The organism is Acidisphaera sp. S103 (assembly GCF_009765975.1).
Taxonomy (GTDB): Bacteria; Pseudomonadota; Alphaproteobacteria; order Acetobacterales; family Acetobacteraceae; genus Rhodopila.
In genome coordinates, this window is record NZ_LMUJ01000065.1 from 115,333 (window position 1) to 138,772 (window position 23,440).

Sequence of the window (23,440 nt, forward strand, 5' to 3'; positions counted from 1 at the left end):
TCAGATCGGAGTTTCGCATGGGTCTGTCAATCACGCTCACAATCAACGGTGCAAGGCGGGCCATAACTTTGGACGATCCCCGCGTCACGCTGCTCGACCTGCTGCGCGAGCGGCTAGACCTGACCGGGACCAAAAAGGGCTGCGATCGCGGCCAATGCGGCGCCTGCACCGTGCTGCTTGACGGCCGCCGGGTGAATTCTTGTCTGGCATTGGCGCTAAGCCATGACGGTGCCGATATCGTCACCATCGAGGGCGTGGCGCCGGGTGGGCAGCTCCATCCCGTCCAGGCCGCCTTCATTGCCCATGACGGTTTCCAGTGCGGCTTCTGTACGCCGGGCCAGATCATGAGTGCGATCGGGATGATCCGCGAGGGCCAAAACTGGGGAAGCGGGGCTGGCGATGACCCCGAGCGGGTGCGCGAAGCGATGAGCGGCAATCTCTGCCGCTGCGGCGCGTATGTCGGGATCACAGAGGCGGTGCTGGACGCCCAGCGAGCGATAGCCGAGGCGAGCCGGAGGGACGCGGCATGAACCGCTTCGAATACGCCCGCCCGGCGACGCTCGCCGAGGCCGTGGCGGCGGGGGCAGTGCCGGGTGCAGCCTATCTTGCGGGTGGCACCAACCTGATGGACCTGATGAAAGGCGGCGTGATGCATCCCGGCCACCTGGTCGATATCAGTCGTCTGCCCGGACTCGACCGGATCGAATGGCTGAGCGACGGTGGCGTGCGGATCGGCGCGCTCGTGCGCAACGCGGACCTGGCGCACGAGACGAAATTCGCTCGGCAGTTTCCGGCCGTGGCCGAAGCGCTGCTCTCGGGCGCCTCAGCCCAGTTGCGCAACGCCGCCACGGTGGGCGGCAATCTGCTGCAGCGGACGCGTTGCGCCTATTTTTACGACACGGCCAGCGCCTGCAACAAACGCAACCCCGGTGCTGGTTGCGACGCAGTGGGCGGCGAGAACCGTCTGCACGCCATCCTGGGATGGAGCGAGCACTGTATTGCCACCAACCCCTCCGATTTCTGCGTACCTCTGACCGCCCTCGACGCCGTGGTGGAGCTTCAGGGCCCAGCGGGGCGGCGCGCCATCCCGCTTGAGACCTTCCATCTGCTGCCCGGCAGTACGCCGGAGCGGGAAACGATGATGCAACAAGGTGAACTGATCACAGCGGTGTGCCTGCCGGCTGAAGCCGCCCGCTTCGCGGGTAATGCGCGCTATCTGAAAATCCGCGAACGCACGTCCTATGCCTTCGCTGTCGTCTCGGCTGCCGCCGCACTCCGCCTGGACGGCGAAACCATCGTGGAGGCCCGGATCGCACTGGGCGGTGTCGCGCTGAAACCGTGGCGCCCCCGAACGGCGGAGGCGATGCTGGCTGGCGCCCGCCCGGACCCCGCCGTCTTCAATCGGGCGGCCGAGACGGCGCTGGCCGGTGCCAAGGCGTCGGGTGACAACGCATTCAAGATCGAACTTGCCCGCCGCATTGTCGTCCGCGCGCTCGCCTTGGCCGCCGCCGGTACCCCCGAACGCGTGCCCGCTCTCCCCGCTTCCCCCTTCGCCGGAGCCATCACCCATGCCTGAGATCGCTCTTTCGCAAGCGCCCGCGCACATCCGCATGGGTTCGAGCATCGGCCAGTCGCTGACCCGCCGCGAAGGCGTGCTCAAGACCACTGGCACGGCCCGCTTCGCCGCCGACAACCACCCGCCAGGTATGGTCTACGCAGTCCTCGCCGTCAGCAGTATCGCCCGCGGCCGAGTGACCTCACTGGATGTGGCGGCGGCCAAGGCCCATTCCGGCGTGATCGAGGTCATGACACCCGCGAACACGCCCAGACTCGCGCAGGACCCGGACGCCAAGCTTCACCCGTTCATGTTCCGCATCGAGGTGCTGCAGAACGACACGGTGCGCTACGTCAACCAGCCGATCGCCGTCGTCGTGGCGGAAACGCTCGAAGCCGCGACCGAGGGCGCCCTTCTGTTGGCCCCGGCCTACGAGACTGAACCGGCACGCACAGGGCTGGATTCGAATGACAGCTTCATCCCGCAGGCGGTGGGCGCCGGTGGCCCGGCCGAAGAGACCCACGGCGATGTCGATGCCGGCCTGGCGGCGGCGTCCGCGCGGATCGAGGCGGTCTACGAAACGCCGGCCCAATACCATAACGCGATGGAGCCGCATTCCGTCGTGGCGGCCTGGGACGGCAACACCTTGTCGCTCGATATGCCGACCCAGGCCATGGCGATGACACAGGGCCGCATCGCTGGCCTGTTCGGCATCGCGCCCGAGGACATTCACATCCGCAGCCCGTTCCTCGGCGGCGGCTTTGGGTCGAAGGCGCTGGGCTCGGGGCCGCAGGTCCTCGGCATCATAGCCGCCCGCCTCGTCGGCCGCCCGGTGAAGCTGGTGCTGCGGCGGGAGCAGATGTTCGGCCCCGTCGGCCACCGTGCCCCCACAAGGCAAACCATGCGCCTGGGCACCGACGACCAAGGGGCGCTGACCGCGCTGAGCCACCACGTTAAAACCGCCACCAGCACATTCGATGACTTCATCGAGCCGGCGGCAAACGCCTCCCACGCGCTGTATGCCAGTCCGGCGATTAAGACCTCGCACGAGGCGGTACGGCTCGATACCGGGACGCCATTGTTCATGCGCGCTCCCGGTGAGGCCCCCGGCAGCGCCGCGCTGGAGAGTGCGATCGACGAGATGGCCCTGGCCTGCGGCATGGACCCGCTCGCGTTCCGGCTGAAGAACTACGCCGAGGTCGAGCCGATGAGCGGCAAGCCATTTTCCTCCAAGGCGCTGCGCCAGTGCTATGAGCAGGGTGCCGAACGGTTCGGCTGGGCTGCCCGCCCCTTGGCGCCGCGGCAGATGCGGGACGACGCCGGCATGCTGGTGGGCTGGGGCATGGGTACGGCGGTGTTCCCGGCGCTGATGTTTCAGGGCCACGCGCGGGCGGTGCTGCGCCAGGATGGCACCGGCGTGGTGGAGATTGGCGCCCACGACATGGGCCAGGGCGCCTGGACCGCGCTCGCCCAGATCGCTGCCGACGCGCTGGGTCTTGATCCCGACCAGACGGAGTTCCGGTCCGGCACCTCCGATTTGCCGGACGCGGGGATCGCCGGCGGCTCAGCTCACACGGCCACGGCCGGCGCCGCGATTCACGACGCCGGGGGGGATGTGATCGCCAAGCTCGCGGACCTGGCGACGGGCGACCAGCGGTCCCCATTGTTTGGAGCCAATAATGCGGGTGTGATTGCGCGGGGCGGCCGGTTGTACCGCCGCGACGACGAAGCGCGCAGCGAGAGCTATACCGACATCCTGACCCGCGCCGGGCACGCGGAGATCGAGGGGCGCGGAACGGGTGCGTCCGATCCCGCGGCGCTATCCGCTTACGCCATGTATGCGCACGGGGCCGTGTTCGCCGAGGTGAAAGTGGACCCGGATTTTGGCCAGGTGCGGGTGACGCGGCTGGTAGGGGCCTTCGCCGCTGGCACAGTCGTCAATCCGCGCATGGTCCGCAGTCAATACTATGGTGGTATGATCTGGGGGGTATCCTTCGCGCTGCATGAGCACGCCGTAATGGACAAGCGCACCGGCCGCCCGATGAATCCGAACCTGGCCGAATACCATGTGCCGGTGAACGCCGACGTTCCGAACATCGAAGCAATCCTGGTCGAGGAACGCGACGTCCACGTCAACGCTCTCGGCATCAAGGGGGTGGGAGAAATCGGGATCACCGGGACAGCGGGTGCCATCGCCAACGCAGTCTGGCATGCGACCGGCGTGCGCGTCCGGCGCTTTCCGATCACGCTGGACCAACTGATCGGAGCTTAAGGCGGCGCCGAGGTGATCGCCGCCATCCCGCCGATGGTGCCGATCAACAGCACGAGCGCACGGCGCCAGGTAGTCGACGTCGCTTTGATCCATTTCCCGATGCAGGCGCCGCGATCAATGTCTTGTCGAAGATCGCAAGGTCCAAGCGACGGAGAGGATACTGGGAGCACGTCTGAGAGTCATAAAAGCTGGGGCTGCTGCGGGGCGTCATAAGCTGACGGGTTGCCTGTCAGAATTCGATCGCCGTCATGTCGGTGCGCGCTGCATGCCCATATTGTTTGGCTCTTCTTCGCCATCGGAAATCCAAATCCGAAGGGCGGATACTTGCATTGGCAAACATGACACCGCCGGGCTTCGTATTCTCGGATGACCGGATTTTCTGGCGCGCTTTGGGAAGTGTCCGCTTCCTTCCACCTCTCCTCTGAATTGACTGCTGGCTGCATCTGCTCAACCGCACTTCGACCAGCCGCAATGCACGCAGCTGAGGCACCCCGCCTCACGTACCAGGCCAGGTTGGTTGCACTTAGGGCAGAGCGGCCCGAGCTGTGCGGGCGTCACGAAACCGGTGACCGACGAGGCTTCCTTGGTGCTGCTCAAGGCTTCTCGAACGAGGAACCCTGTTTCGACCATGTGCCGTTCGATGACGTTGCCGATCGCGGCCACCAGCGAGCCGACGTAACCCCCGTTCATCCATTGGCCGCCGCGCGGGTCGAAGACTTGCTTCAACTCCTCGGCCACGAACGCGACCTCGCCGCCGCGCCGAAACACCGCACTGATCATGCGGGTCAGCGCCACGACCCAAGCGTAGTGCTCGAGGTTCTTGCTGTTGACGAACACCTCGAACGGCCGGCGCCGACCATCCAGCTCGATGTCGTTCACCGTGACATACATCGCGTGCTCGCTGTCGGGCCAGCGGAGCTTGTAGGTGGCGCCTACCATTTTCTCCGGCCGTTCCATCAGGTCGGTCGTGCCGGCACCCGGCGGCGGCAGCGCTTCGGCCGGCTTCGCCTCCAGCACGGAGCCGGTGATGGCGTTCGGCCGGTAGGTCGTACAGCCCTTGCAGCCGGATCTGTAGGCATCGAGGTAGACCGCCTGGAATGCCTCGAAGCTGATGTCTTCCGGAACGTTCACCGTCTTGCTGATCGCGCTGTCGACGTAGCGCTGCACGGCCGCCTGCATCCGCACATGCTCCGCCGGTGTCAGGTCCCGCGCGGTCACGAAATGCTCTGGGAGCGGCACTCCGTCGCTGAACTTCGCGCGGAAGCGGCGGAGGACATAATCGGAGACCTCCTCCTCGGTCCTTGAACCGTCCGGCTGCAGCACTTTGCGCGTGTACGCCAATGCAAACACCGGCTCGATACCGCTGGAGATGTTGTCGGCGACGAGGGAGATGGTCCCGGTTGGAGCGACGGAGGTGAGTAGGGCGTTGCGGATGCCATGCTCGGCGATCAGCGCCCGCACGTCTTCGTTCAGCTCGCACACGGTCTCGCCGGCGAGATAGGCATCCCGGTCGAACAACGGAAAGGCGCCTTTCTCTCCCGCCAAGCGCGCGGACGTCATGTAGGCCGTCCGACTGATCTGCCGTGCCCACTCCCCTGCCCTGTCCGCTGCCTCGACGGACCCGTAGCGCAGGCCGACCATCATCAGGGCGTCGGCCAGACCGGTCATTCCCAGCCCGATCCGGCGCTTGGCGATCGCCTCCTGACGCTGCGCCTCCAGCGGGAAGCCGGAAACATCGATGGTATTATCCATCATGCGGACGGCGACGGTCACCAGGTCGGCGAGTTCCGTCTGATCGAGATGGGCCTCTGGCGCGAATGGGTCACGCACCAGGCGAGCAAGGTTGATCGAGCCTAGTAGACAGGCGCCATAGGGCGGCAATGGCTGCTCGCCACAGGGGTTCGTTGAGCGGATCGTCTCGCAATAGGCGAGGTTGTTCCGCGCATTGATGCGGTCGATGAAGATGACGCCTGGCTCGGCATAGTCGTAGGTGGCGCGCGTGATGCTGTCGAACAGTTCCTTGGCGCGCAGGGTCTTGTAGATCCGGCCGTCGAATACGAGCGGCCAGTCGGCATCTGCCTCGACGGCCTCCATGAATGGATCGGTTGCCAAGACGGAGAGGTTGAAATTACGCAGCCGACCGGGCTGGCGTTTGGCGGCGATGAAGTCCTCGATGTCGGGGTGGTCGCACCGCATGGTGGCCATCATCGCACCACGACGGGCGCCGGCGGACATGATGGTGCGGCACATCGCGTCCCAGACATCCATGAATGACAGCGGCCCGGACGCGTCGGCGCCGACCCCCTTCACCGCTGCGCCCTTCGGCCGCAGCGTCGAGAAATCATAGCCGATCCCGCCGCCCTGCTGCATCGTCAGCGCGGCCTCGCGCAGGTTCTCGAAGATGCTGCTCAGATCGTCGGCGATATCGCCCATGACGAAGCAGTTGAACAAGGTGACCCGGCGAGCCGTGCCGGCCCCCGACAGGATGCGCCCGGCAGGCAGGAACCTGAAATCATGCAGCGCTTCATAGAAGGGCTGCTCCCATCGGTCGGGATCGGCCTCGACCGCCGCCAGGGCTCGGGCGACCCGGCGCCAGCTATCCTCGATACTGACATCGACGGGCGTCCCGTCGGCGGTCTTTAGGCGATACTTCGCATCCCAGATCTGGCGGGAGATCGGGGCGACTTGCTCCATCGTGGTGCCCAACGTCGAGTCGATGTTCATATCCATCACACTACCCTTTTCCACCGCCCTCGGGTTTCACTTGTTCAGCGCCGTCGCCGGCGCTCGCCCACGGCCCGGACAAGGGCGGTGCGGCGCAACCGCGACGGGAGCGCTCGTGCCGCACCCTTGTGCGGGTGTGGCCGTGCGACACCGCCGCTCACCGTTCGTCCCTCAACGCAGCCCCGCGAGGGTAGATATGCTCCCCTGGCTCAGCCTTGGTGGCCGGCTGCCTTTGTCGAAAGGGTCTGGTCGCCCTCTCAACCAACCCGACACTCTGTTCTCCACCGGCAGGTCGTCGATGAAGCTCGATGGCACGGTATGTCCACGCCGGAACTCGCAATGTGTGATCGTTACGCGGCGCATTCCACGTGTAATCGCCACATACCCAAGACGTCGCTCTTCGGAAATGTCGCCATAGTCTGGGGGAAACGTTCCCGCCTCCCAGGCCGGCAGGAAGACGTGCGAGAACTCCAGGCCCTTGCCCTTGTGCATCGTCATCAGACGTACACGGTCCGCGCTCTCGTCTTGTAGTCCGCTCGTGGACAGCGCCGCATGATCAAGCAGATCGCGGGCAGTGTGGAAGTCGCCGGCGAGCCCGATCAACTCCTGGATATTCTCTAGCTTATCCTCAGTTGTCTCCGCCCTGCTCTCGCGCAGCATAGCACGATAGCCGGTTGCGTCGAGCAAGAGCGATATCTGGTCGGCAACCGTGGCGGCGCGGTCGCGGCCGACGCCACGGACCGCGTCTGCAAACACTAAACCGGCGCTCCGTGCCTTGGGCGCTAGATCGGCCGCCTCGAGGGCCTGCAGCAGCGACACTTGACGCCAAGCGGCTTCCTGTTCGACCGTGTCCATAGTCTTCGGCCCGAAGCCGCGCGCCGGGACATTGATGACGCGCCGAAAGGCTTCGTCGCCCTGCGTGCTGTTCGGCGTGGCCGACAGCCGAAGCAGTGCCAGTGCGTCCTTGATCTCGGCGCGCTGGTAGAAGCCGACGTCACCCACCAACACGTACGGGATGCGGCCACGCATCAAGCTCTCCTCGAAGCCACGCGACATCGCGTTGCTGCGATAGAGGATCGCCATGTCCTGCCAGCTCGATCCTTCCGCGTGCCGGCGCTGAATTTCGGCCACGATGCCTATTGCTTCAGCTTCGGCATTGCGGAACCGCACGACTTCGATCGGGTCACCAGACGGCTTGCGGGTGTAGAGCGTTTTGCCGAGTCGTCCGCGATCCTGTGCGATGACGGCATTCGCGGCGGACAGAATGTGCCCTGTCGAGCGGAAGTTTTCTTCAAGCCGCACCTGCGTGGCGTTTGGAAAGTCGTGTGCGAAACGGCGGATGTAACGAATATCGGCACCACGCCATGAATAGATGCTCTGGTCATCGTCCCCGACGGTGAACAGCTCGCCATGCGAGGCGGCGAGGAGACGAAGCCAGGAATACTGCGCCTGATTGACGTCTTGGTATTCGTCGGCAAGTACTGCATCGAACCGTCCCGCCCATCGGTCCAAATAGTCGCGGTTTGCCTGCATAGCGCGCACTGGCCATAACAGAAGATCGCCGAAATCGGCTGCGTTCGCATCGCGCAGAACGCGCTGATATTCGACGTATACTCGGGCTGCCATCCGAAGGTGATGCGGATCTACCGGTAGACCGGCATTGTTCGCCTCGGCAATTCTTGCCTCGACATGCGATGCCGCCTCATTGGGGATCACGAGTACATCCTTAAACCCCGAAATTCGGTTGCATATCAGCTTGAGCGGGTCGCGGCCCATCGACACGTCATCGGCGGCGGCATTGAGGTTCATCCCCTTCATCACGCGCTTGATGATTCGCCGGCTGTCATCGGCATCCACGATGTCGAACCCCGGCCGCAGGCCGGCGACTTCGGGCTCGACGCGGAGCTGGCGTGCCGCGAGTCCATGAAACGTCCCGACCCAACTGGGTGCCGCGCTGTCGCCCAGGGTCGCGCGGATGCGCAAGAGCATCTCGGCGGCAGCCTTGTTGGTGAAGGTGACCACCAGGATGCGCGAGGCCGGAATGCCCCGCGCGGCAATCCGGTGCGCGACGCCGGCGATGAGAGTTTTGGTCTTGCCGGTTCCCGCGCCGGCCAAAACCAACACGGCGCCGGGCAGTGCCGCGGCCGTCGCCTGATCGACCGTCAGGCCGTTGAGCACGTCAGAGGACGTCGACATAGCAATCTCCCCTGCAAACAATCAGTTCCTCGTCCGTGGTGAGCACGGTGAACGGAGCATCGAAGTCCCAGTCACCCGCTTCGTCCCGTTCACCGTCCACGATCACGCCTTCGATCGAGGCCGAATAATCGCCAGCCTCGACGAGTACAAGAGTGTCCGTCAGGCTGTTGCCGGTTGGCGGTCGGCCGCATCGAAGCCGGCGGCTGGGGGGCAACCGGGTGAAAGCTGTCGCTAGCTTTGCTATGGTCTGTTCGCGCGCGATGCACGCATCGAGGTCGGCCGCATGTTCCAGATCCTCGCTGCCCGTCAGCTCGCGCAACTTCGCCAGGAACAGAGCGGCGGCGGTCCGTGCGGACCAAGGCTCCCAAGGCTTCAGCCCGGCGAACTGGGGCAACGGATCGTCGGTGAGCGGCCGCGCCTGGATGCCCAGCGTGTCCTGCAGGTCCTGGTATGACCATCCAGCGACATGCACCGCTTCCGAAGCCGCGGCGAGCCGATCAGCGCGCTTGTGGGCGGCGTAGCTCTCGTCATCCCAACCGGGGATAGCATAGCGCGTCACAATCGCCGTCCTGAGCCGGGAGACCAGGCCGTCGTAATCGGCGCCCAGATGCTGCTTGAGCGGTGAGATCGGATCGAAGCTGAGCATGCCCTTGTCGGCGTCGTGCAGCAGCTCGCGCAGTGCCTCGCCGCGCGTCAGCCGGACGAGCGGAGCGATCTTCTGCCGCAGTATGAGAACCAGCAGGCTGTGGTGGGCGACAGAGAGCGGCAGATCCCAGCAGGAGTGACCGCCCCAGCGATAGGTCCGCGACAAGCCGATGGCCAGGTCACGGTCGGTCCAGCTGTCGGGGTCGGGCTGTAACAAGTTCAACCGGCGACCGGATTCTAATCTAACCCAAGCGCGTTCGGGCCTCATGCCCCTCTCCTCTCAACAAGTACATCGTTCCAGTCATGTCCCTCGGGTGGACGCAATCGCTCGAACCCGACCGCCGCGTCTGCGGCGAGCGCCGCATGCCGGTCGGCGTAGCGATCCCCGGCTACGTTCGCGTCGGCCGCGCTCACCAGCACGCCAGCGACGCAGCGCAAGCGGGTCAAGGTCGTGCGAAGCGCGTCGAGGGTGCCCGGCCCCATTCCCCCGCCTGTCGCGACGTAGAGGGTATCCGCGCGCATGTGTTCAATCGCGGCCAGGCTGAGCGCGTCGATTGGCGCCTCGAGCACGGCCGCACGGGAGGCTTGATCGGCGATCCCGAACTGGAACAGCGTCTTCCGCCCGCCGCGGAGCGAACCCTTGTAGGTTCGGCTTCGGGTCTCGACGTGGGTAACGACCCCGTTCCAGCGATGCGCCAGCCACGCACTGCCATAGGCGCCCAACCGAACGCAGTCCTGCCACACCGCCGCCTCGAGCACGTCCTGTGGGAGCGCTCTAGCCTCGGCCAGGTATGTCCAGGCGGTGTCACCCGGCCGAAGTGCTGACCGTGCCGCCCATCGCTGGCCGGGCGAGCGATCAGGCTTGTCGGCGTCAGACTTGCGTCGACGTTCGGCCGGCGGAAAAGCCGGAGCGATACCGACGAAGCCCCGGAGCACCTTGCGGACGGCACCGAAGTTCAGCGACGGATCCAAGTGTTGGACTAGATTGAAGATGTCGCCTTTAGCGCTGCCGGTCGCATCCCACCAGCCGCGGCCCTCATGGTTGATGATGATGATCTCGCCCTCGCCACGACGGTATTTCAGCGCGTGCCTGGTGCTCTCGCGCATGTCGAGTTTCCAGCCGCCGACCATGCGTTCGAGCACGGCGGCGCAGTTCACGCTTTGCCGGAACAGCTCCAGCTCCGCATCTGCAGATGTTGACATCGTAGTTCTCCAGGAAGCGGCGTGGCGGGCCGGGCTCCCTGCCCTGCCCTTTCCATGTCCGGCATTCGCCGAACCGCGGGCCGCGAAGACGGAGGGTGGCAAGGGCGCAGCCGGCAAAGCCGGGCCGCGCGCCATTGGGTGCGCGACCCTTGCGGCCCTCCCGGCGCAAGCGGCACCCCATCTCGGCCCTACGTCATCGATCTCCATGGGTCGATGCTGACGGGGCGCCGTGCAAACGGCACCTCGAAGATCAGGTCAGAGCCGTCCCTTGTAGCCGCAGCGCTGGAGATGGGTTCAATATTGGTCGTCCAGGATACCCTTCCCGTGGGCAAGCTGGTGCAGGTTGAGGTCGCCGCCGAAGTGCAACTCGAGGAAGGCCGGTGCCGGGTCAGCAAGGGCGATGTCCCAGGATTGGGTTCGGATGCCGGGCGAAGGCCTGGGCGGCCAACTTTACGTCCGTGACGATCTGGGTCCAATTCGGGATCGAGGTCCAACAATGACCTGCTGGGTGTCGGGGTGCAGCTCGTCCTGCTTGAAGTCCGGGCCCGTTCCAACCACGACACGGGTGATCTGCCCCGTACGAACGCTTCTTTGTCCGCGAGGGCATCGGTGCGTCCCAGAGCCGGTAGTATTCCAGGGGACTTAGCTTGCCTGGTCCGTGCCGCAGTGCCGCTGTCTTAGTTACCCGTCGGCCTTTGGCGACGGCGGCCTGGACGCCTGCCGGGACGTCGTTCGGAAGTTCAGCGTCTCTTGGCTGGATTGGTGGTTGAGGCTGTGATCATCTGTGTTTCCCTCACGGTCTCGCGAACGATCGCGGCCGCGGTCGGTTTCCCGTTCCCTTTCCACTCCAGATTGGCCTGGTCGGGAAAGACAGAGGCGCGAAGCTGGCGGTGTCCGTTATCGACGGTGCACCGCCACTCCCTCCGCCTGTACTAGGCCGCCATGGCGGTGACCGCGGCAGTGATGATGACGAAAGCCAATATCCCATACCCGATCCGGCGCCGGGGCTTCTCCGGTCATTTTGATAAGTTTGTCATCGCCGTCATCGGGGGCATGGAACATCTATCCCCCTGCCCTGTTCCGTGCTGCCAAAACGACATTTATCCGGTAAAAATAGTAACCGGATAATCTGAAAAACCCGGTTATCTATCGGTTCTTGTAGAGGACCCAAGCCTCTTCGATAATTACGCCCTGCTGCACCCCTCGCCTCTTCGCCTCGTCCGCAATCTCATCGGCGACGTTTGGCATTACCTTGGCATGTACTTGGCCCACGCGCGGGCTCGGCTGTCGTCCGCGCTTGCGGTTTGGCTCTCGATTGACGAACCCATGCTGTTCGCCGGCTGCATCCACCCTGCCCTGAGATTCAGGCGTTGTGTCCTTGCGCCTAGTTTTCAGGCTGTCAAGGTCGATGCTGAAGGTCGGCTTATCACTCATAATCCTTTCCCCACCAGGCGGTTGTAGACGGCCTGCGCGAAGGCTGATGCGTTTTCTGCGGCTGGCTCCATCTTGCCCTGCACCGGCATCGTGCGAAGATCGCCGCCGAACTCGAACAAGGCGGAGAACGCAGCACGTTCCATGAGGGGAGGCGTGATAATATCGACCCCCTGCCCTCTCAGTGATTTCTCGATTGCCGTGTGCTGCTTCGACTTGATCGCGCGCGTCATTGTGAAAACCACTGCGTGCCGGATTGCCCGGCCCAGGGCTTCCTCCTCCTCTTCAATTAGAGCCAAGGCTCGGACGCCTATCGTCGCGTCGAGCGTGGTTGCCCGCATTGGTGTGAGAACCAGGTCAGCCTGAGATATAGCTCGCGAAACTAAGCGCGAGGCCACCCCCTCTAAATCGACGATTACGACCCGGCCATCAGCATCCTGCTGTTTGAGGGTCTTGACGATTTCCGATTCGCCAACGTCTGATCTGACATTGATGCGCGGCGGTAACGTGCCACGGTCCGCCCAGATGCTGATCGATCGGTTGGGGTCGCAATCGAGGATAGTGACCTCAGCACCCGCGTGCGCCAACTCGGTCGCAAGGATGATGGAGGCAGTGGACTTCCCCGCCCCGCCCTTTGGCGAGGCGACCGTGACGATTGGCATGGTCTAATCCGATATGTGAAGTTACCGGATTTATCGCCATATCCGGTCGATGGCAATACCCGGTTTTGAAGAATATCAGGTGTGAGAATATATCCGGTCTTTTCAGATATCTGATTTTATGAAATACCCGATTTCTCCAAACATCAGGTATTTCTGATTACTCGGTTATCATTATAATCCGGTAGTTTAGATAATCGGATTTACCTAGTTACCCGGTTCTCGGTATAACCCGGTTGTCATAAAAACCGGGTTATCATTATAATCCGATAAGTTGAATAATCGGATTTATGTGATTACCCGATTCTCATCATAACCCGGTTTTAATTAAAACCGGGTTATCGTTCTAATCCGGTAGTTGGAATAATCGGATTTATCTATATACCCGCTTATAGATGTAACCCGGTTCCCCTAAGAACCGGGTTATCGTTATAATTCGATAGGTTGAATAACCGGATTTATGCAATTACCCGGTTGTCGTCATAACCCGGTTTTTGAGGGAACCGGGTTATTTTGTAAACTTGGTAATACAAATTACCGGATAACCGGTACTATGGCTCTGCCATGCGCTAAAAGCGGCGGTGGGCGCGGGGCAGGGGGCTCTAGCAGGGCCCCGATACAGCGGCCGGTCGTGGCCGACCAAAAAGACTCGGCCTTCACATCGGCTCGTGGCGCGGACCAGGGCGGCGCCTGAGCCTTCGCCGTGGAAACTCCACAAAGCTGACAGTGCTTGGGCTGGCATTATCTATCGCTGAAATCACGAGATCGAGATTGGCTTGAACCGTTGTCCAATGGATGTCGCTGATGACAATCACGGCCAATCCTCGCGCGGCAAGGTTCTGCTGGAACCGAAGGTTCTTGTCGCCGGTGATGAGGATGGAGAAACCCTCGGCCTCCGCGGCAGCTATCAGCGCCCCATTCGAGAGAGTCTCCCAGCCAAGGTCGGAAGCGTGGACGGCGTCAGTGAGCCGTCGTGCCAGTGGGGCAGGGACGTTATGGTCGAGCAGTATCTTTGCCACGCCTAATCGGTGACTTCAGACATGAAGGGTCTTCGTGTGGGCTCTGGCATAAGCGACGATCCGCCGCGCCCTCTCCGTGCCAAGGCCGGGGAATATCTCGGTCGCGATTTCGTCGGGCGTGTAGTCGTCAGAGTTGACAACCACGCCATCCGCAAGGATGCGGGTATCCTTCACGACCCATTGACCAGAAACCCTTCCGGGAATCTGCTCCACGTCGGGAGAATCCGACCAGTCTATCTCGATATCCATGGCAGCCTCTCGGAGCATCTCACTTGTCTATAACATATAGGTCGCCATCCCGGCGACGTCACGCGGTTACAAGCCAAGTGGAGGCGCGTGTGGACTTTGGTGAGGGGATCTTGCCGTGGACTCTAGTGATGATGGCGAGTCGTTGGCGAACGGCGACCAGCTTGGGTGCGACCGGGGACGGCTCGGCTTCAGAATCATGCCCTCATCGACCACATCGACAATCGCGCCGGGTCAGACGGCCATTTCCATGGCAAGCGTCTGTGTCCACTTGTTTTTGAAGTGGCAGGCCTCCCGGTAGGCTTTTCGGAACGCAGCAATCAAGAACAGTTTTGAGAAACTGATCGGAGCTAAATGGGCGGCCTTTTTTTCAACGCGCGCCCGGGATCGTCAGAAACGTTGGCTATCGAGAACAGCGGCCTTCCACCGCCTAAGCAAGTCGCGATCCCAGCGCGGCAGCGTGATATCCCGTCGTCCGCCGCCTCAGCAACCTGCTCGCCCACGGATGGCCCGATCCGATTGCCGTGCAGCATGAAGTAATGCCAGCTAAAGGCAGAGCCGACGCGCTCGTCGAGACGCTGCAGCCGGTGCATAAGCGCAAAGATGGTCTGCCCGGGCTTAATCGCAATCTTCGGCAGCGGCTTGCGGGTGAGCCAGACGGGGATGCCATGCAACTGGCACCCCCCGGCCATCTTCAAGGTCGCTGAAGGGGACGGCCCAATGGTCGAAGAGGTGGTTGGCCAAGCGGCCGGCTGAGCTGGCGGACCAGTCGGCGTAGAAGCGCTCGAGTGGCATCTTCCGCGACAGGTACTCAGGATCCTGATCGGTGATCTCGGCCTCGCGATAGCCCGGTGGCACCGTTGTGCCGCGGCGGACCCTGTGAGGTGTCGGCCACGAACCGCATTCGCTGTTGACGCTCGACTGCCGCCAACTCCGCCAGGAAGCTGTCGGCATGGACGGCCCGCCGCAGGCGGTAGTGCAGGTCGCCAATTGGCTTGAGGTCGACGGACAAGGCGGCCGGCCCGTCGCAGAGATCCTCGATGCTGTAGGGCGGCGGCCGGTCCGTGCCGTCGATCAGCGGGCCAAGGACGACCTCCTGTAGCTGATGGATGGCGAGTTGCACGTAATCGGCTGCATCCTGGCCGAGCGGGGCGAACACCCAGACGGTGCTGCCGCGAAACGCGGTGCGCAGCAGCGACGGGTCGCCCTTAAACTGGCGCCAGACGGAGAGATAATCGCCGTCGGCCTCGGCGACGCGCTGCCGAATCCAGGACGACGCCTTGTCGGCAACGCGCGTGAGGGTCTGATCGACGACGCCGCCGTCCATGATGAACTCGTCCCACGGCGCTGCAACGCGCCAGGGAATAGCGGGCCAGCGCGCGGTCAAAGTGCGCCGCAGCGCATCGTGGCTCTTCGTTGGCCTGCTCGCGGCGATGACCGTCTCAAGGTCCGGAAAATTGAAGCAGGCGCTGGCCGGGATACCATAGGTCATGCGATCGCTCATCAGTTAAAGTATGGCATCGGATCGTTCCGGTCAGCGGTCCGATCCGATCGCGCCGGCACGGCGCCAGCGCTCATTCTAGCGTGCCGCGCGGCATCGTCACGGGATCTTGTGACCGCGAGGTGGTATCGAAATTCCAAGGAGTTTCGGCCTCGCCTGTTGGCACCGATTGTGAGCACGTTCCTCCGTAGACGAGCAGACTGGGTAGATAATGTGGGCGTGCAGACCGCGCCATCGTCGGTTAATCTGAGCAGGAAACCGCTCTTTTTGCGAGCGCGAGTTCTTTTGATGGCAAGAGCCTACAAGTAGGCGATGCCGGACCGCCACTTGAGCGCCCGCCAGGTGACAATTTTCGGCGCGCTGAGGACATGTAGTCGGTAAGCCAGCCACAGACAGTAATCCAGGGTCGCGGGGTTGTTGTTGATGGCCCGGATTGCCGCTTCTTCTACCGGGGCAGGATGCTTCTGCAGCTGTTCGAAGTACCCTTTGGATAGCTTTGCGCGGCTGTATACTGGGCAGTTCAGTATAGGAACACGCTTAGGCGGGCATATTCCCCGAGTTGACATTGGTGTATGGGCCTAGCCGCCTGCATTGTTGAATTGGACGGGAAGCCTTTGATTCTTTGCTGGGACAGGTGAGGGTAAGTCGACAATCATGCCCGCTCCGTGAGCCCATTCTTACTTATTGAGCAATCTTACCTGCTGTCGATGGTTCAAACTCTGCACTTGCGAATTGGTGTAGCAGCAGGGCAGGGGCGTCGACACTAAGATGAAGTTATCCACAGGCCCTACGATCCACAGGCTGTTATAGAGTTAGATTCTTATATCTAAGTTAAAGGAGTTAGAGGTCAGAAACCCTGTGGATAATCAGTGCATTGTTCCGAGTCGGCGTTTGCGTTCCCCCGAGCTATGGTTCCTGAATCCCCGTGCGCTGGCGTTCCTCTTCCCCCGTGCGTGCGTTCCCATTTCCCCGCCTCATACGCTGAACACAGCGCCGGACAAGCGTTCCCGTTACCCCGATAGTGGTCGGCCATAAACGTTCGCGTTCCCCCGAGTCGCAGATATCCTGATAATCGTCGTCCACGCTACGGCATTGAAGCATATCACATTTCCGGAGTCGTCTGGCTTCTCCTCCTGGACCCATGGCAAAGCCGTGTTCCCAATACCCCGGTTCGGGTATTGCGGCAGGTCACCGCGGCGGCTTCGGCGACGGCGGCTGGCCGTGTTTGATGCCGACAGACACGGGGAAACGGGAACGCTAATCCTGTTCCTCGGGGAAACGGGAACGCCTTGGGGGCCAATCCTCGGGGAATCGGGAACGCATGCGGCCTTTCGAAGGCTTTCGGTCTTCCTGCATGGTAGCTCGTGGAAGGAGGTCGTATGGCCGTTGTAAATTCAGAGGTGGCTGGGACGGACGTAGCGCTCATTGGTGGGCAGATCGATCTCTTCGTTGAGAGCTTGGTTTCGGCCCCTTTACGCGATGATCGTGCCACCATGGAGTTTCCGTTCTTCGCGCTTCAGAAGCGTCCGCTACTTACGCCAATTTTCTATCAAGACGGGAACGTATCGATCCGCATCTCGCCCGGTGAGCGCGGCATCGCGTCGATCTGGGACAAGGATGTCCTGATTTATCTGTCCAGCCTAATCAACGCCAAGATCGAGCGTGGCGAAGAGGTATCCCGCACCGTCCGCATCGCAGCTTATGACCTCCTACGGGTCACCCGTCGCCACACAGGTAAGAACGGGTATCAGGAAATCTATGACGCGCTGTTTCGTCTACGGTCGACCACCATCACGACTGATATCCAGTCTGGCGGTGAACGTGAAACGCGCGGCTTTGGTTGGATCGATAGCTTCCGCATCCTGACGAAGGAGAACAAGGTCGGCAGTCGTGTGATGCAGGGCTTGGAGATTACCCTCAACGACTGGACCTTCCGCGCGCTGGTCAAGGATCGAAGGGTGCTCTCCATCAACCCGGCATATTTCGATCTAACCGGTGGCCTCGAACGGCGGCTCTACGAGATCGCGCGCAAGCACGTCGGCCGGCAGACAGAATGGAGGGTATCGCTCCTGCAGTTAGCGAAGAAGTGCGGCACGATGCAGCGCAATCTGCGGCGTTTCAAATTCGATCTGAAGGAGCTGGCCGAACTGGATCGGCTGCCTGACTATCAGATGTTCCTGGTCAACGATCATTCGTCGCCGACGGCCAAGGCCCTGCAATCGATTGGCATGAAAAGCGTGAAGGGCGCGAAGCGTACACCGAACGAGGCCGTCATTGTTTTGTTCAAGCCGCGTGGCGCGCCCATTCCGGATATCATTGTCGAAGTTGCGTAGAGGCGTGCGAGCTATGGCGAATCACCAATTCCAACTTGTAACTCTGCCAGTCATTGCATGGTCGAAAGGCCGAGTCGATGAGTGAGTTGTTGGAACGATTCGGTGGGACATCATGCGAGTTAGCCCCAGACGACGCTGGGCCTGGCACGGAGATGGATGCTGCCGACCTCGTTCAGTTGGCGTTTTCTTCGGGCGCCGAGACTATCCTGACAATGTAACGTAAGAGAGCTTCGTCCGAATTTCCAGCAGTGATCCCAGCACCTGGGCAAGCTTCACCCGGGCGTGGCCCTGGGGCAGAATATCCAGGAGGAAAGCCGGCCAACGCGGCTGTTTCTTCCATTCCATGCTGATCGGGAAGGCGACGCTGAGGGCTTGAATTCCGCCGACCGAACCGGTCATTTCGGGATCCTGGGCGAGACAGTAATCGATCTCGTAATCGAGTGTCGTGGCACCCCGGTGGCCGAGATCCTCCGCAACAAATGTTACGACAGCGGCATCGCGCCATTGGCCGGCAAGATAGGTCTGCAGAGAATCTCAGAAGCCATAATATCCATCACAATGGATGCATCATGGCAGTATCGCAGGCTAACGCATCCATTTCAATGGTTGCGTTCGAGGGTCGCCGGACTGCGGCGGCCCGGCGGGGCAGGGGGGGGGGCGATCTCGGTCATCGTGGCACCGTACAGCAGGGCCCATAATATTCGAAAATATTTCCCTCTATGCAGACTAAGTTCTATCCCCAGGACAAGTCCATTTTCAGCGAGTTGCGAGCGACAATGCGTCAACAAACCCCCGTCTGTATTACCTAAAGCAGTTGGCAAAGCATCGAAATCTGCTGCGATTGGAGATGACACCGATCGGCGTTGACGGCGCTTCAGCGGTCATTTCGGGAAGCGGTTTGCTTTGTCTACCGGAACCTCATGCCGCGGGAGCCGAAGTGGCTCCCGTCAGACCGAGATGCTCCGCTCGGGCTAGGAGGTGCTTGACCGACGAGGGGTGCCATCGAGTCCCGCCGCGTGGCGTGCGTTCGCGCATGGTTTCGAGTTGAGCGGCTATCTGCTGGAGTGTGCGGTCAGGCGCTGCCGCCTTGATCCCAGCGACCAACCGGACAAGCCGGTCATGGCTATGTTGCGGTTGGGCCCGGTCCAGCAGGCTGACCTCAACGATGCCTTCATCGGCCAGCCGTCGTACGGTGCGGCGCAACCGCTCGACCGTCCAGGTCGCGGTCTGCCCGCGGTTAAGAATCTGCACGACATCGCCCCAGGGCTGACCCGGGCGCATTCGACGTACAGTCGGCAGCCAAGTGTCCAACCCCGCCAGGACACTTTCCAGATGCGCGGCGTCACGGCTTGCCCGCAGTTTCCGGATTGCATCTGGGTCCCCTGCTCGCAAGCCGGGGTTGCCGCCGACACGGCCGCGCGCGCGGGCCGCCCTCAAGCCGGATTTGGTGCGCTCGGCGATCAACGCACGTTCCAGCTGGGCGACGGCCCCCAGCACCTGCAACGAGAACATGCCTTGTGGCGTGGACGTGTCGATTGGGTCGTGCAAGCTCCGGAAATGCGCCCCTGCGGCCTCCAGTTGCTCAATGACGGCCAGCAGGTGGCTGACCGAGCGGGCGAGACGATCGAGCCGGACGACGACGAGGGTTTCGCCGGCGCGGATCGCGCGCAGTAAACGCGCCAACACGGGGCGGTCCCGATCGGCGCCGGAGGCGTGCTCTTCGAGGATTGTGGTGCAGCCCGCCGCAAGCAACTCGTCGCACTGCGGATCGGTTCCCTGTTCCTCGGTGGAGACGCGTGCGTAGCCAACCACGCGGGTAGAAGCGGCAGTTTTCCGGGCTTTTGGCGGCGTCATGTCGGCGGGCCTCCTCAGACGGGATCATTTACAATCGAATGAAGTGTTTTGAAACGGTCGTTTGCAGAGGTGGCCGGATGCCAATTGGTGGCTGCCTGGCGCGAAAGCAGACCGGTAGGGCAGGGGGCTCAACGGCGGATATGGCCCTATTGGGCCGTGCTGGCGGCGCGATCGGGGGCGTCCCTACGGCCGAGCTAAGGGCGACCTACGGCCAAATTCAGCGCTTAGCACGGCCAAATCAGCCAATCCTGGTGAGTTTTCGGAGCGGCCGGGGCCCGAAGTTTGCCCCTCGCCGGGCTCCGGGCATCCCGAGGAACGGCGGCGCGACAATCGTTCAGGCAGGCCGATTACCGATTGTGCTTACCACGCCTTAATAAGGATTGCCATAATCGTCGAAGTGACTAGAATCTCTGCACGAATCAGCACACCCTCGATGGAGGCAGTGGATGACCGCGGTGAGTTGCCCTCAGCCGCAACCGCGAAGACGGGGAACGGAGGTCGCCGCATGACGACGGACAGGACCGCTGCTTTGGCCGACATAGGGTCGGCCGGCTCTGCGCCTGAACCCGACCTGAACGTGTCCGACCCATCGGAAGCAACCCCCCGCGTCGGCTCGGCGGCGGCTGTCACAGCGCGGCAGCGCCCAGCCGCCAGTGCCGAGACACAGCGGCTCTACGCGGCGGATTGGAGGGTGTTCGAGGATTGGTGCCGTCAGCAAAATTTGGTCCCGCTCCCGGCTGGAACCGCCACGGTCGCTGCCTTTCTGAGTGAGGGCGCGACAACATTGAGCGCCGGCGCGCTGAGCCGCCGTGCGGCTGCGATTGCGGCACGACACCGCCAGAGTGGCTTCGCCTCGCCGGCGGCAGATCCAGCCGTGACAGCGATCCTGGGGGCGGCCCGCCGCATCGTCAGGCCGCGCAGGCCGGCACCCAAGCCACCGGCCATGTTGATCCGCATGGCTGTGCGGTGCCCGCGGGATCTGGCCGGCACGCGCGACCGCGCGCTGCTGCTGCTGGCCGCCAACGGTCTGGGTCGCGCCGCACTGGTCGGCCTCGACGTCGAGCATGTTCGCTTCACCGCGACGACGGCTGAGCTTTCGTTGAACGCTGAGGGCCGTCAGGCCAGCGAAAGGCCGGCGGGGGAGGGCAGGGGGCCTCCGGTTGTTGTCTACCCACACAGCGACCGGGCCGTTTGCCCGGTCCAGGCGCTGCGTGACTGGCTCGACACGTCCGACACCCAGTTCGGGCCGGTGTTCCGGAAAATCGATCGATGGGGAACGCTGGAGCACCGCCGTCTGGGTACCGACGCCATCCGTAGGATCCTGGCGCGTCGTACCCTGCGGCGCACCGCCAGGTCTCATAAGGCGCCGCAGCGAACACACGACGGTATAGCCGGATGAGCCGCCGCCCCACGGTCGCGGTCACACAAGCCGCTGCCGCCAAGGCAGAGGAGGCGGCCGATGCTCTGCTGGCGTGGCTGCACGTCCAGCCACGGGCGATCGGTCCACGCCCGGAGGCAACCTCTCGTGCCAGCGAGAAGGACGAGGCGCGGGCGGAAGCTATTTCCGACACGCCCGGCATGGATGCGGTTGAACCGCGATCCCGCATCGTGGCGGCAGTCCGGCAACGGCCGCCCGATCTCTCCGATGCGGCCATGCCCGTACAGCCGCATGACCCAATGCCACGCGAGAACCAGGCGCCGTTGCGGTTGGACCACACCGATTGGCTGCATCACCGGCTGCTGATCACTGGACCGGAGGCCGATCTGGCCAGCCTCCGGGCTGCCGCTGTTGGCGCAGGGACCGTGCCCTGGCACATCGATTTCGACCGGATGGAAGAAGATCTCTTTCACCTACTGGTCGCGCCGCCGGCGCGAGCGGGCGCGCTGACCTCACCGGCTCGCAGCGTCAGTCTCGCGGGCGCGCAAATCCTAGCCAGACAACTCCGCGCCGCCGCCGCCCGCCGCCATTCTCTGGCTGTTGCCCGGGTCGGTCACAGCGAGGCTTGTCCGTTCGACCTGCACGCTCTTGTCCCGGTGCCGGATGCCATCCTGCTTCGAGGCCCCGACGATCCGGAGGCGCTGGATTGGCTTTGGACGCACTGGGGAACGACGCAGACGCTGCGCCATGTGGCCGAGGACGAGGCAGCCGCCGCTGTGGTGGCAGCGCGGGAGCCAACCGCGCCGGGAGAGGCGATCTGGGCCCTGACTTTCTGGTCGGCCGATTGGACACCGTGGCGGGCGCTGGCGCGGATTACCGCGCGTTGGCCGGCGCTACGGTTCGACATGCGCCCAACCTATGACATGCCATGACCGACACCACGGACGAGGCCGGCCTGGTGGAGTCTGACGATGCGGCGGTGTCCGCGTGGGAGGATCTGCCCCGTGTCGATCAGACGGACACCGCACCGGTTCTCGCCGTCGACGGCTTCGAGGGGCCGCTCGACTGGTGGCTGGAGATGGCGCGTGCGCAAAAGATCGATCTGGCGAAGCTGTCCATTGCGACGCTGATCGGGTCTTTTGTCACAGCGATGGAGACCGGCCTTGCCACCCGGACCGGCGGTCTGTTACCGCGCTGGGCCGTCTGGACAGTGATGGCGGCGACGCTCACCGAACTGTGGTCCCGGCTGATGCTGCCGGCCGATGCGCCGGCTGCACGGGCAGCTGTCGAGGAAGCCGAGGCACTGCGCCGGCAGCTGCTCGACCGGGCGCGGATGCGGGCCGCGGCGGACTGGCTGGAGCGGCGGATGCAATTGGGCCGCGACGCCTTTCGTAGAGGTCGGCCGGAAGTGTCCGCGGCCGGCCGCGGCGGTGATCTCACCGAGCTGCTGCGCGCCTGTCTGCCGGCACTGCAGGTGCCGGACGAGCAGGCGGTCGCGCTCCGGCCTCGGCCAGCACCGCTGTGGACCGCCAGCGACGCGCTGGGACAGTTCGCCCGGTTGCTGGCCACGTTGCCGGATGGCAGTCCGCTCACCGCTTTCCTCCCGCCAATCCCCCAGGATGCGCCGTCACGCGCACTGCGTCGCCGCGCGGCGATGGCCAGCACCCTGATCGCCGGCCTGGAGCGAGCGCGCGACGGCGCTCTCCGGCTGGAACAGGAAGCCGACTGGATGACGATCCGGGTCAGCCGCGCGGACGACGACCCGACAGATGGAAAGGCGTTATCCCTGCTCTGATCGTAATCATTATCATACCGCTCTCATGTTCGCCATTTCAAGCAGCAGGCGCGACAATTCCTTGCTTGTCGAGCAAGCGGTTCAGCATGGTCCGCAACTGAGCAAGGCAGGAGGCACGATCATCGAAACGACGGTTGATCATGCTCTGATACGCGGGTTGGTTACCGCCTGACCGGATGCGTCGCGGAGCTTCCTCTGTCTAGGAGCCAGCATCGGATGAGATCCGGCTGATAGTGGATGCGAGGGTTCTCCTGACCGTGACCGTGCCCCCAGCCTTGCCCAGTTTTGGGATGCGTTGATGCGGCTGTCGTCCTCCCTGGCGTTTGTCTTCGTACGTGTCAGCCGTTCGCCTGCTGCACCAATTGGGCAAGTGCCCAGACGAAGCCTGACAGTTCGCGCGCAATCGCGGCAGTCAGTACGGTCGGCAGCTTCCCAGCTTGAGACAGCTTGCGATAGCGACGACATAGCCGCTCCTGGGCCTTCCAGGCCGTGTCGCGGACTGCCTTGGATAGCCCCTCTTGACGCAACAACAACTCTCGGCTGATCCGGGGTGGAAAGCGATAACTCCAGGCTGCCTCGACCAGCATACGCCGTGCGGCGCCATTGCCAGCCTTGGTGATCCCGCCCTG

General features: G+C 63.2%; 20 protein-coding genes and 1 pseudogene. 7 read left to right on the forward strand and 14 right to left on the reverse strand.

The window, feature by feature from the left end:
• Positions 1-17: 17 nt before the first annotated feature.
• The 3 genes from GSQ89_RS24370 to GSQ89_RS24380 are packed head-to-tail and all read left to right on the forward strand — an operon-like array spanning position 18 to position 3,827.
• Positions 18-530 carry a (2Fe-2S)-binding protein gene (locus GSQ89_RS24370; protein ID WP_158930179.1) on the forward strand — a complete coding sequence of 171 codons (513 nt, stop codon included), beginning with the start codon at positions 18-20 and terminating at the stop codon, positions 528-530.
• Positions 527-1,576: a xanthine dehydrogenase family protein subunit M gene (locus GSQ89_RS24375; protein ID WP_158930131.1), complete on the forward strand. Its 1,050-nt coding sequence runs from the start codon at positions 527-529 to the stop codon at positions 1,574-1,576. Before GSQ89_RS24370 ends, GSQ89_RS24375 begins: the two co-directional genes overlap by 4 nt.
• Positions 1,569-3,827, forward strand: coding sequence for a xanthine dehydrogenase family protein molybdopterin-binding subunit (locus GSQ89_RS24380; protein ID WP_158930133.1), 2,259 nt, complete (start codon positions 1,569-1,571; stop codon positions 3,825-3,827). Before GSQ89_RS24375 ends, GSQ89_RS24380 begins: the two co-directional genes overlap by 8 nt.
• Before the next feature lie 447 nt (positions 3,828-4,274).
• On the opposite strand, the gene GSQ89_RS24385 is transcribed toward GSQ89_RS24380, so the two are convergent.
• The 11 genes from GSQ89_RS24385 to GSQ89_RS24435 all read right to left on the reverse strand — a co-directional run bounded on the left by GSQ89_RS24385 (position 4,275) and on the right by GSQ89_RS24435 (position 16,017).
• Positions 4,275-6,557, reverse strand: a complete 2,283-nt coding sequence (locus tag GSQ89_RS24385) for an adenosylcobalamin-dependent ribonucleoside-diphosphate reductase (protein WP_158930135.1) — start codon at positions 6,555-6,557, stop codon at positions 4,275-4,277.
• A gap of 165 nt (positions 6,558-6,722) precedes the next feature.
• Positions 6,723-8,747, reverse strand: a complete 2,025-nt coding sequence (locus GSQ89_RS24390; RefSeq protein WP_158930137.1) for an ATP-dependent helicase — start codon at positions 8,745-8,747, stop codon at positions 6,723-6,725.
• Positions 8,731-9,660: a hypothetical protein gene (locus GSQ89_RS38655; RefSeq protein ID WP_216856359.1), complete on the reverse strand. Its 930-nt coding sequence runs from the start codon at positions 9,658-9,660 to the stop codon at positions 8,731-8,733. The genes GSQ89_RS24390 and GSQ89_RS38655 overlap by 17 nt, the downstream gene beginning before the upstream one ends.
• The gene (locus GSQ89_RS24400) at positions 9,657-10,595 is read right to left on the reverse strand and encodes a toprim domain-containing protein (protein WP_254073345.1); all 939 of its coding nucleotides are present in this window, start codon (positions 10,593-10,595) and stop codon (positions 9,657-9,659) included. Before GSQ89_RS24400 ends, GSQ89_RS38655 begins: the two co-directional genes overlap by 4 nt.
• A 1,146-nt stretch (positions 10,596-11,741) precedes the next feature.
• Positions 11,742-12,029, reverse strand: coding sequence for a chromosome partitioning protein ParB (locus GSQ89_RS24405; RefSeq protein ID WP_158930139.1), 288 nt, complete (start codon positions 12,027-12,029; stop codon positions 11,742-11,744).
• The gene (locus GSQ89_RS24410) at positions 12,026-12,688 is read right to left on the reverse strand and encodes a ParA family protein (protein WP_158930141.1); all 663 of its coding nucleotides are present in this window, start codon (positions 12,686-12,688) and stop codon (positions 12,026-12,028) included. The genes GSQ89_RS24405 and GSQ89_RS24410 overlap by 4 nt, the downstream gene beginning before the upstream one ends.
• A 653-nt stretch (positions 12,689-13,341) precedes the next feature.
• Complete coding sequence (locus GSQ89_RS24415) at positions 13,342-13,704, reverse strand: DUF5615 family PIN-like protein (protein WP_158930143.1); 363 nt, start codon at positions 13,702-13,704, stop codon at positions 13,342-13,344.
• 15 nt (positions 13,705-13,719) lie between these two features.
• Positions 13,720-13,953: a DUF433 domain-containing protein gene (locus GSQ89_RS24420; RefSeq protein ID WP_158930145.1), complete on the reverse strand. Its 234-nt coding sequence runs from the start codon at positions 13,951-13,953 to the stop codon at positions 13,720-13,722.
• Positions 13,954-14,300: 347 nt separating this feature from the next.
• Complete coding sequence (locus GSQ89_RS24425; protein WP_158930147.1) at positions 14,301-14,624, reverse strand: hypothetical protein; 324 nt, start codon at positions 14,622-14,624, stop codon at positions 14,301-14,303.
• A gap of 137 nt (positions 14,625-14,761) precedes the next feature.
• The gene (locus GSQ89_RS24430) at positions 14,762-15,442 is read right to left on the reverse strand and encodes a hypothetical protein (RefSeq protein ID WP_158930149.1); all 681 of its coding nucleotides are present in this window, start codon (positions 15,440-15,442) and stop codon (positions 14,762-14,764) included.
• A gap of 308 nt (positions 15,443-15,750) precedes the next feature.
• Entirely contained in the window at positions 15,751-16,017 is a 267-nt protein-coding gene (locus tag GSQ89_RS24435; protein WP_158930150.1) for a replication protein RepA, read from the reverse strand.
• Positions 16,018-16,830: 813 nt separating this feature from the next.
• Here GSQ89_RS24435 and GSQ89_RS24440 point away from each other — a divergent pair.
• Complete coding sequence (locus GSQ89_RS24440; protein WP_158930152.1) at positions 16,831-17,784, forward strand: replication initiator protein A; 954 nt, start codon at positions 16,831-16,833, stop codon at positions 17,782-17,784.
• A gap of 201 nt (positions 17,785-17,985) precedes the next feature.
• On the opposite strand, the gene GSQ89_RS24445 is transcribed toward GSQ89_RS24440, so the two are convergent.
• Positions 17,986-18,183 (reverse strand): hypothetical protein, encoded by a 198-nt coding sequence (locus tag GSQ89_RS24445; protein WP_158930154.1) that lies wholly within the window; start codon positions 18,181-18,183, stop codon positions 17,986-17,988.
• 519 nt (positions 18,184-18,702) lie between these two features.
• On the reverse strand, positions 18,703-19,638 hold the full coding sequence (locus GSQ89_RS24450) for a recombinase family protein (RefSeq protein ID WP_158930156.1): 936 nt from the start codon (positions 19,636-19,638) through the stop codon (positions 18,703-18,705).
• Positions 19,639-20,143: 505 nt separating this feature from the next.
• On the opposite strand from GSQ89_RS24450, the gene GSQ89_RS24455 reads away from it, so the two are divergent.
• The 3 genes from GSQ89_RS24455 to GSQ89_RS24465 are packed head-to-tail and all read left to right on the forward strand — an operon-like array spanning position 20,144 to position 22,811.
• A complete protein-coding gene (locus tag GSQ89_RS24455; protein ID WP_158930158.1) occupies positions 20,144-21,037 on the forward strand; it encodes a hypothetical protein in 894 nt (297 codons plus the stop codon).
• Positions 21,034-21,948 carry a hypothetical protein gene (locus GSQ89_RS24460; protein WP_158930160.1) on the forward strand — a complete coding sequence of 305 codons (915 nt, stop codon included), beginning with the start codon at positions 21,034-21,036 and terminating at the stop codon, positions 21,946-21,948. The genes GSQ89_RS24455 and GSQ89_RS24460 overlap by 4 nt, the downstream gene beginning before the upstream one ends.
• A complete protein-coding gene (locus GSQ89_RS24465; protein WP_158930162.1) occupies positions 21,945-22,811 on the forward strand; it encodes a ScpA family protein in 867 nt (288 codons plus the stop codon). Before GSQ89_RS24460 ends, GSQ89_RS24465 begins: the two co-directional genes overlap by 4 nt.
• Positions 22,812-23,149: 338 nt before the next feature.
• Here the strand turns inward: GSQ89_RS24465 and GSQ89_RS24470 are convergent.
• A pseudogene (locus tag GSQ89_RS24470) lies at positions 23,150-23,440 on the reverse strand (IS110 family transposase); the annotation flags it as partial.

What these genes read in the sequence shown, in the direction of transcription:
- GSQ89_RS24370 (WP_158930179.1), top strand. Translation starts at nt 18, where the DNA reads ATGGGTCTGTCAATCACGCTCACAATCAACGGTGCAAGGCGGGCCATA.
- GSQ89_RS24375 (WP_158930131.1), top strand. Translation starts at nt 527, where the DNA reads ATGAACCGCTTCGAATACGCCCGCCCGGCGACGCTCGCCGAGGCCGTG.
- GSQ89_RS24380 (WP_158930133.1), top strand. Translation starts at nt 1,569, where the DNA reads ATGCCTGAGATCGCTCTTTCGCAAGCGCCCGCGCACATCCGCATGGGT.
- GSQ89_RS24385 (WP_158930135.1), bottom strand. Translation starts at nt 6,557, where the DNA reads ATGGATATGAACATCGACTCGACGTTGGGCACCACGATGGAGCAAGTC.
- GSQ89_RS24390 (WP_158930137.1), bottom strand. Translation starts at nt 8,747, where the DNA reads ATGTCGACGTCCTCTGACGTGCTCAACGGCCTGACGGTCGATCAGGCG.
- GSQ89_RS38655 (WP_216856359.1), bottom strand. Translation starts at nt 9,660, where the DNA reads ATGAGGCCCGAACGCGCTTGGGTTAGATTAGAATCCGGTCGCCGGTTG.
- GSQ89_RS24400 (WP_254073345.1), bottom strand. Translation starts at nt 10,595, where the DNA reads ATGTCAACATCTGCAGATGCGGAGCTGGAGCTGTTCCGGCAAAGCGTG.
- GSQ89_RS24405 (WP_158930139.1), bottom strand. Translation starts at nt 12,029, where the DNA reads ATGAGTGATAAGCCGACCTTCAGCATCGACCTTGACAGCCTGAAAACT.
- GSQ89_RS24410 (WP_158930141.1), bottom strand. Translation starts at nt 12,688, where the DNA reads ATGCCAATCGTCACGGTCGCCTCGCCAAAGGGCGGGGCGGGGAAGTCC.
- GSQ89_RS24420 (WP_158930145.1), bottom strand. Translation starts at nt 13,953, where the DNA reads ATGGATATCGAGATAGACTGGTCGGATTCTCCCGACGTGGAGCAGATT.
- GSQ89_RS24430 (WP_158930149.1), bottom strand. Translation starts at nt 15,442, where the DNA reads ATGACCTATGGTATCCCGGCCAGCGCCTGCTTCAATTTTCCGGACCTT.
- GSQ89_RS24435 (WP_158930150.1), bottom strand. Translation starts at nt 16,017, where the DNA reads ATGTCAACTCGGGGAATATGCCCGCCTAAGCGTGTTCCTATACTGAAC.
- GSQ89_RS24440 (WP_158930152.1), top strand. Translation starts at nt 16,831, where the DNA reads ATGGCCGTTGTAAATTCAGAGGTGGCTGGGACGGACGTAGCGCTCATT.
- GSQ89_RS24445 (WP_158930154.1), bottom strand. Translation starts at nt 18,183, where the DNA reads ATGACCGGTTCGGTCGGCGGAATTCAAGCCCTCAGCGTCGCCTTCCCG.
- GSQ89_RS24450 (WP_158930156.1), bottom strand. Translation starts at nt 19,638, where the DNA reads ATGACGCCGCCAAAAGCCCGGAAAACTGCCGCTTCTACCCGCGTGGTT.
- GSQ89_RS24455 (WP_158930158.1), top strand. Translation starts at nt 20,144, where the DNA reads ATGACGACGGACAGGACCGCTGCTTTGGCCGACATAGGGTCGGCCGGC.
- GSQ89_RS24460 (WP_158930160.1), top strand. Translation starts at nt 21,034, where the DNA reads ATGAGCCGCCGCCCCACGGTCGCGGTCACACAAGCCGCTGCCGCCAAG.
- GSQ89_RS24465 (WP_158930162.1), top strand. Translation starts at nt 21,945, where the DNA reads ATGACCGACACCACGGACGAGGCCGGCCTGGTGGAGTCTGACGATGCG.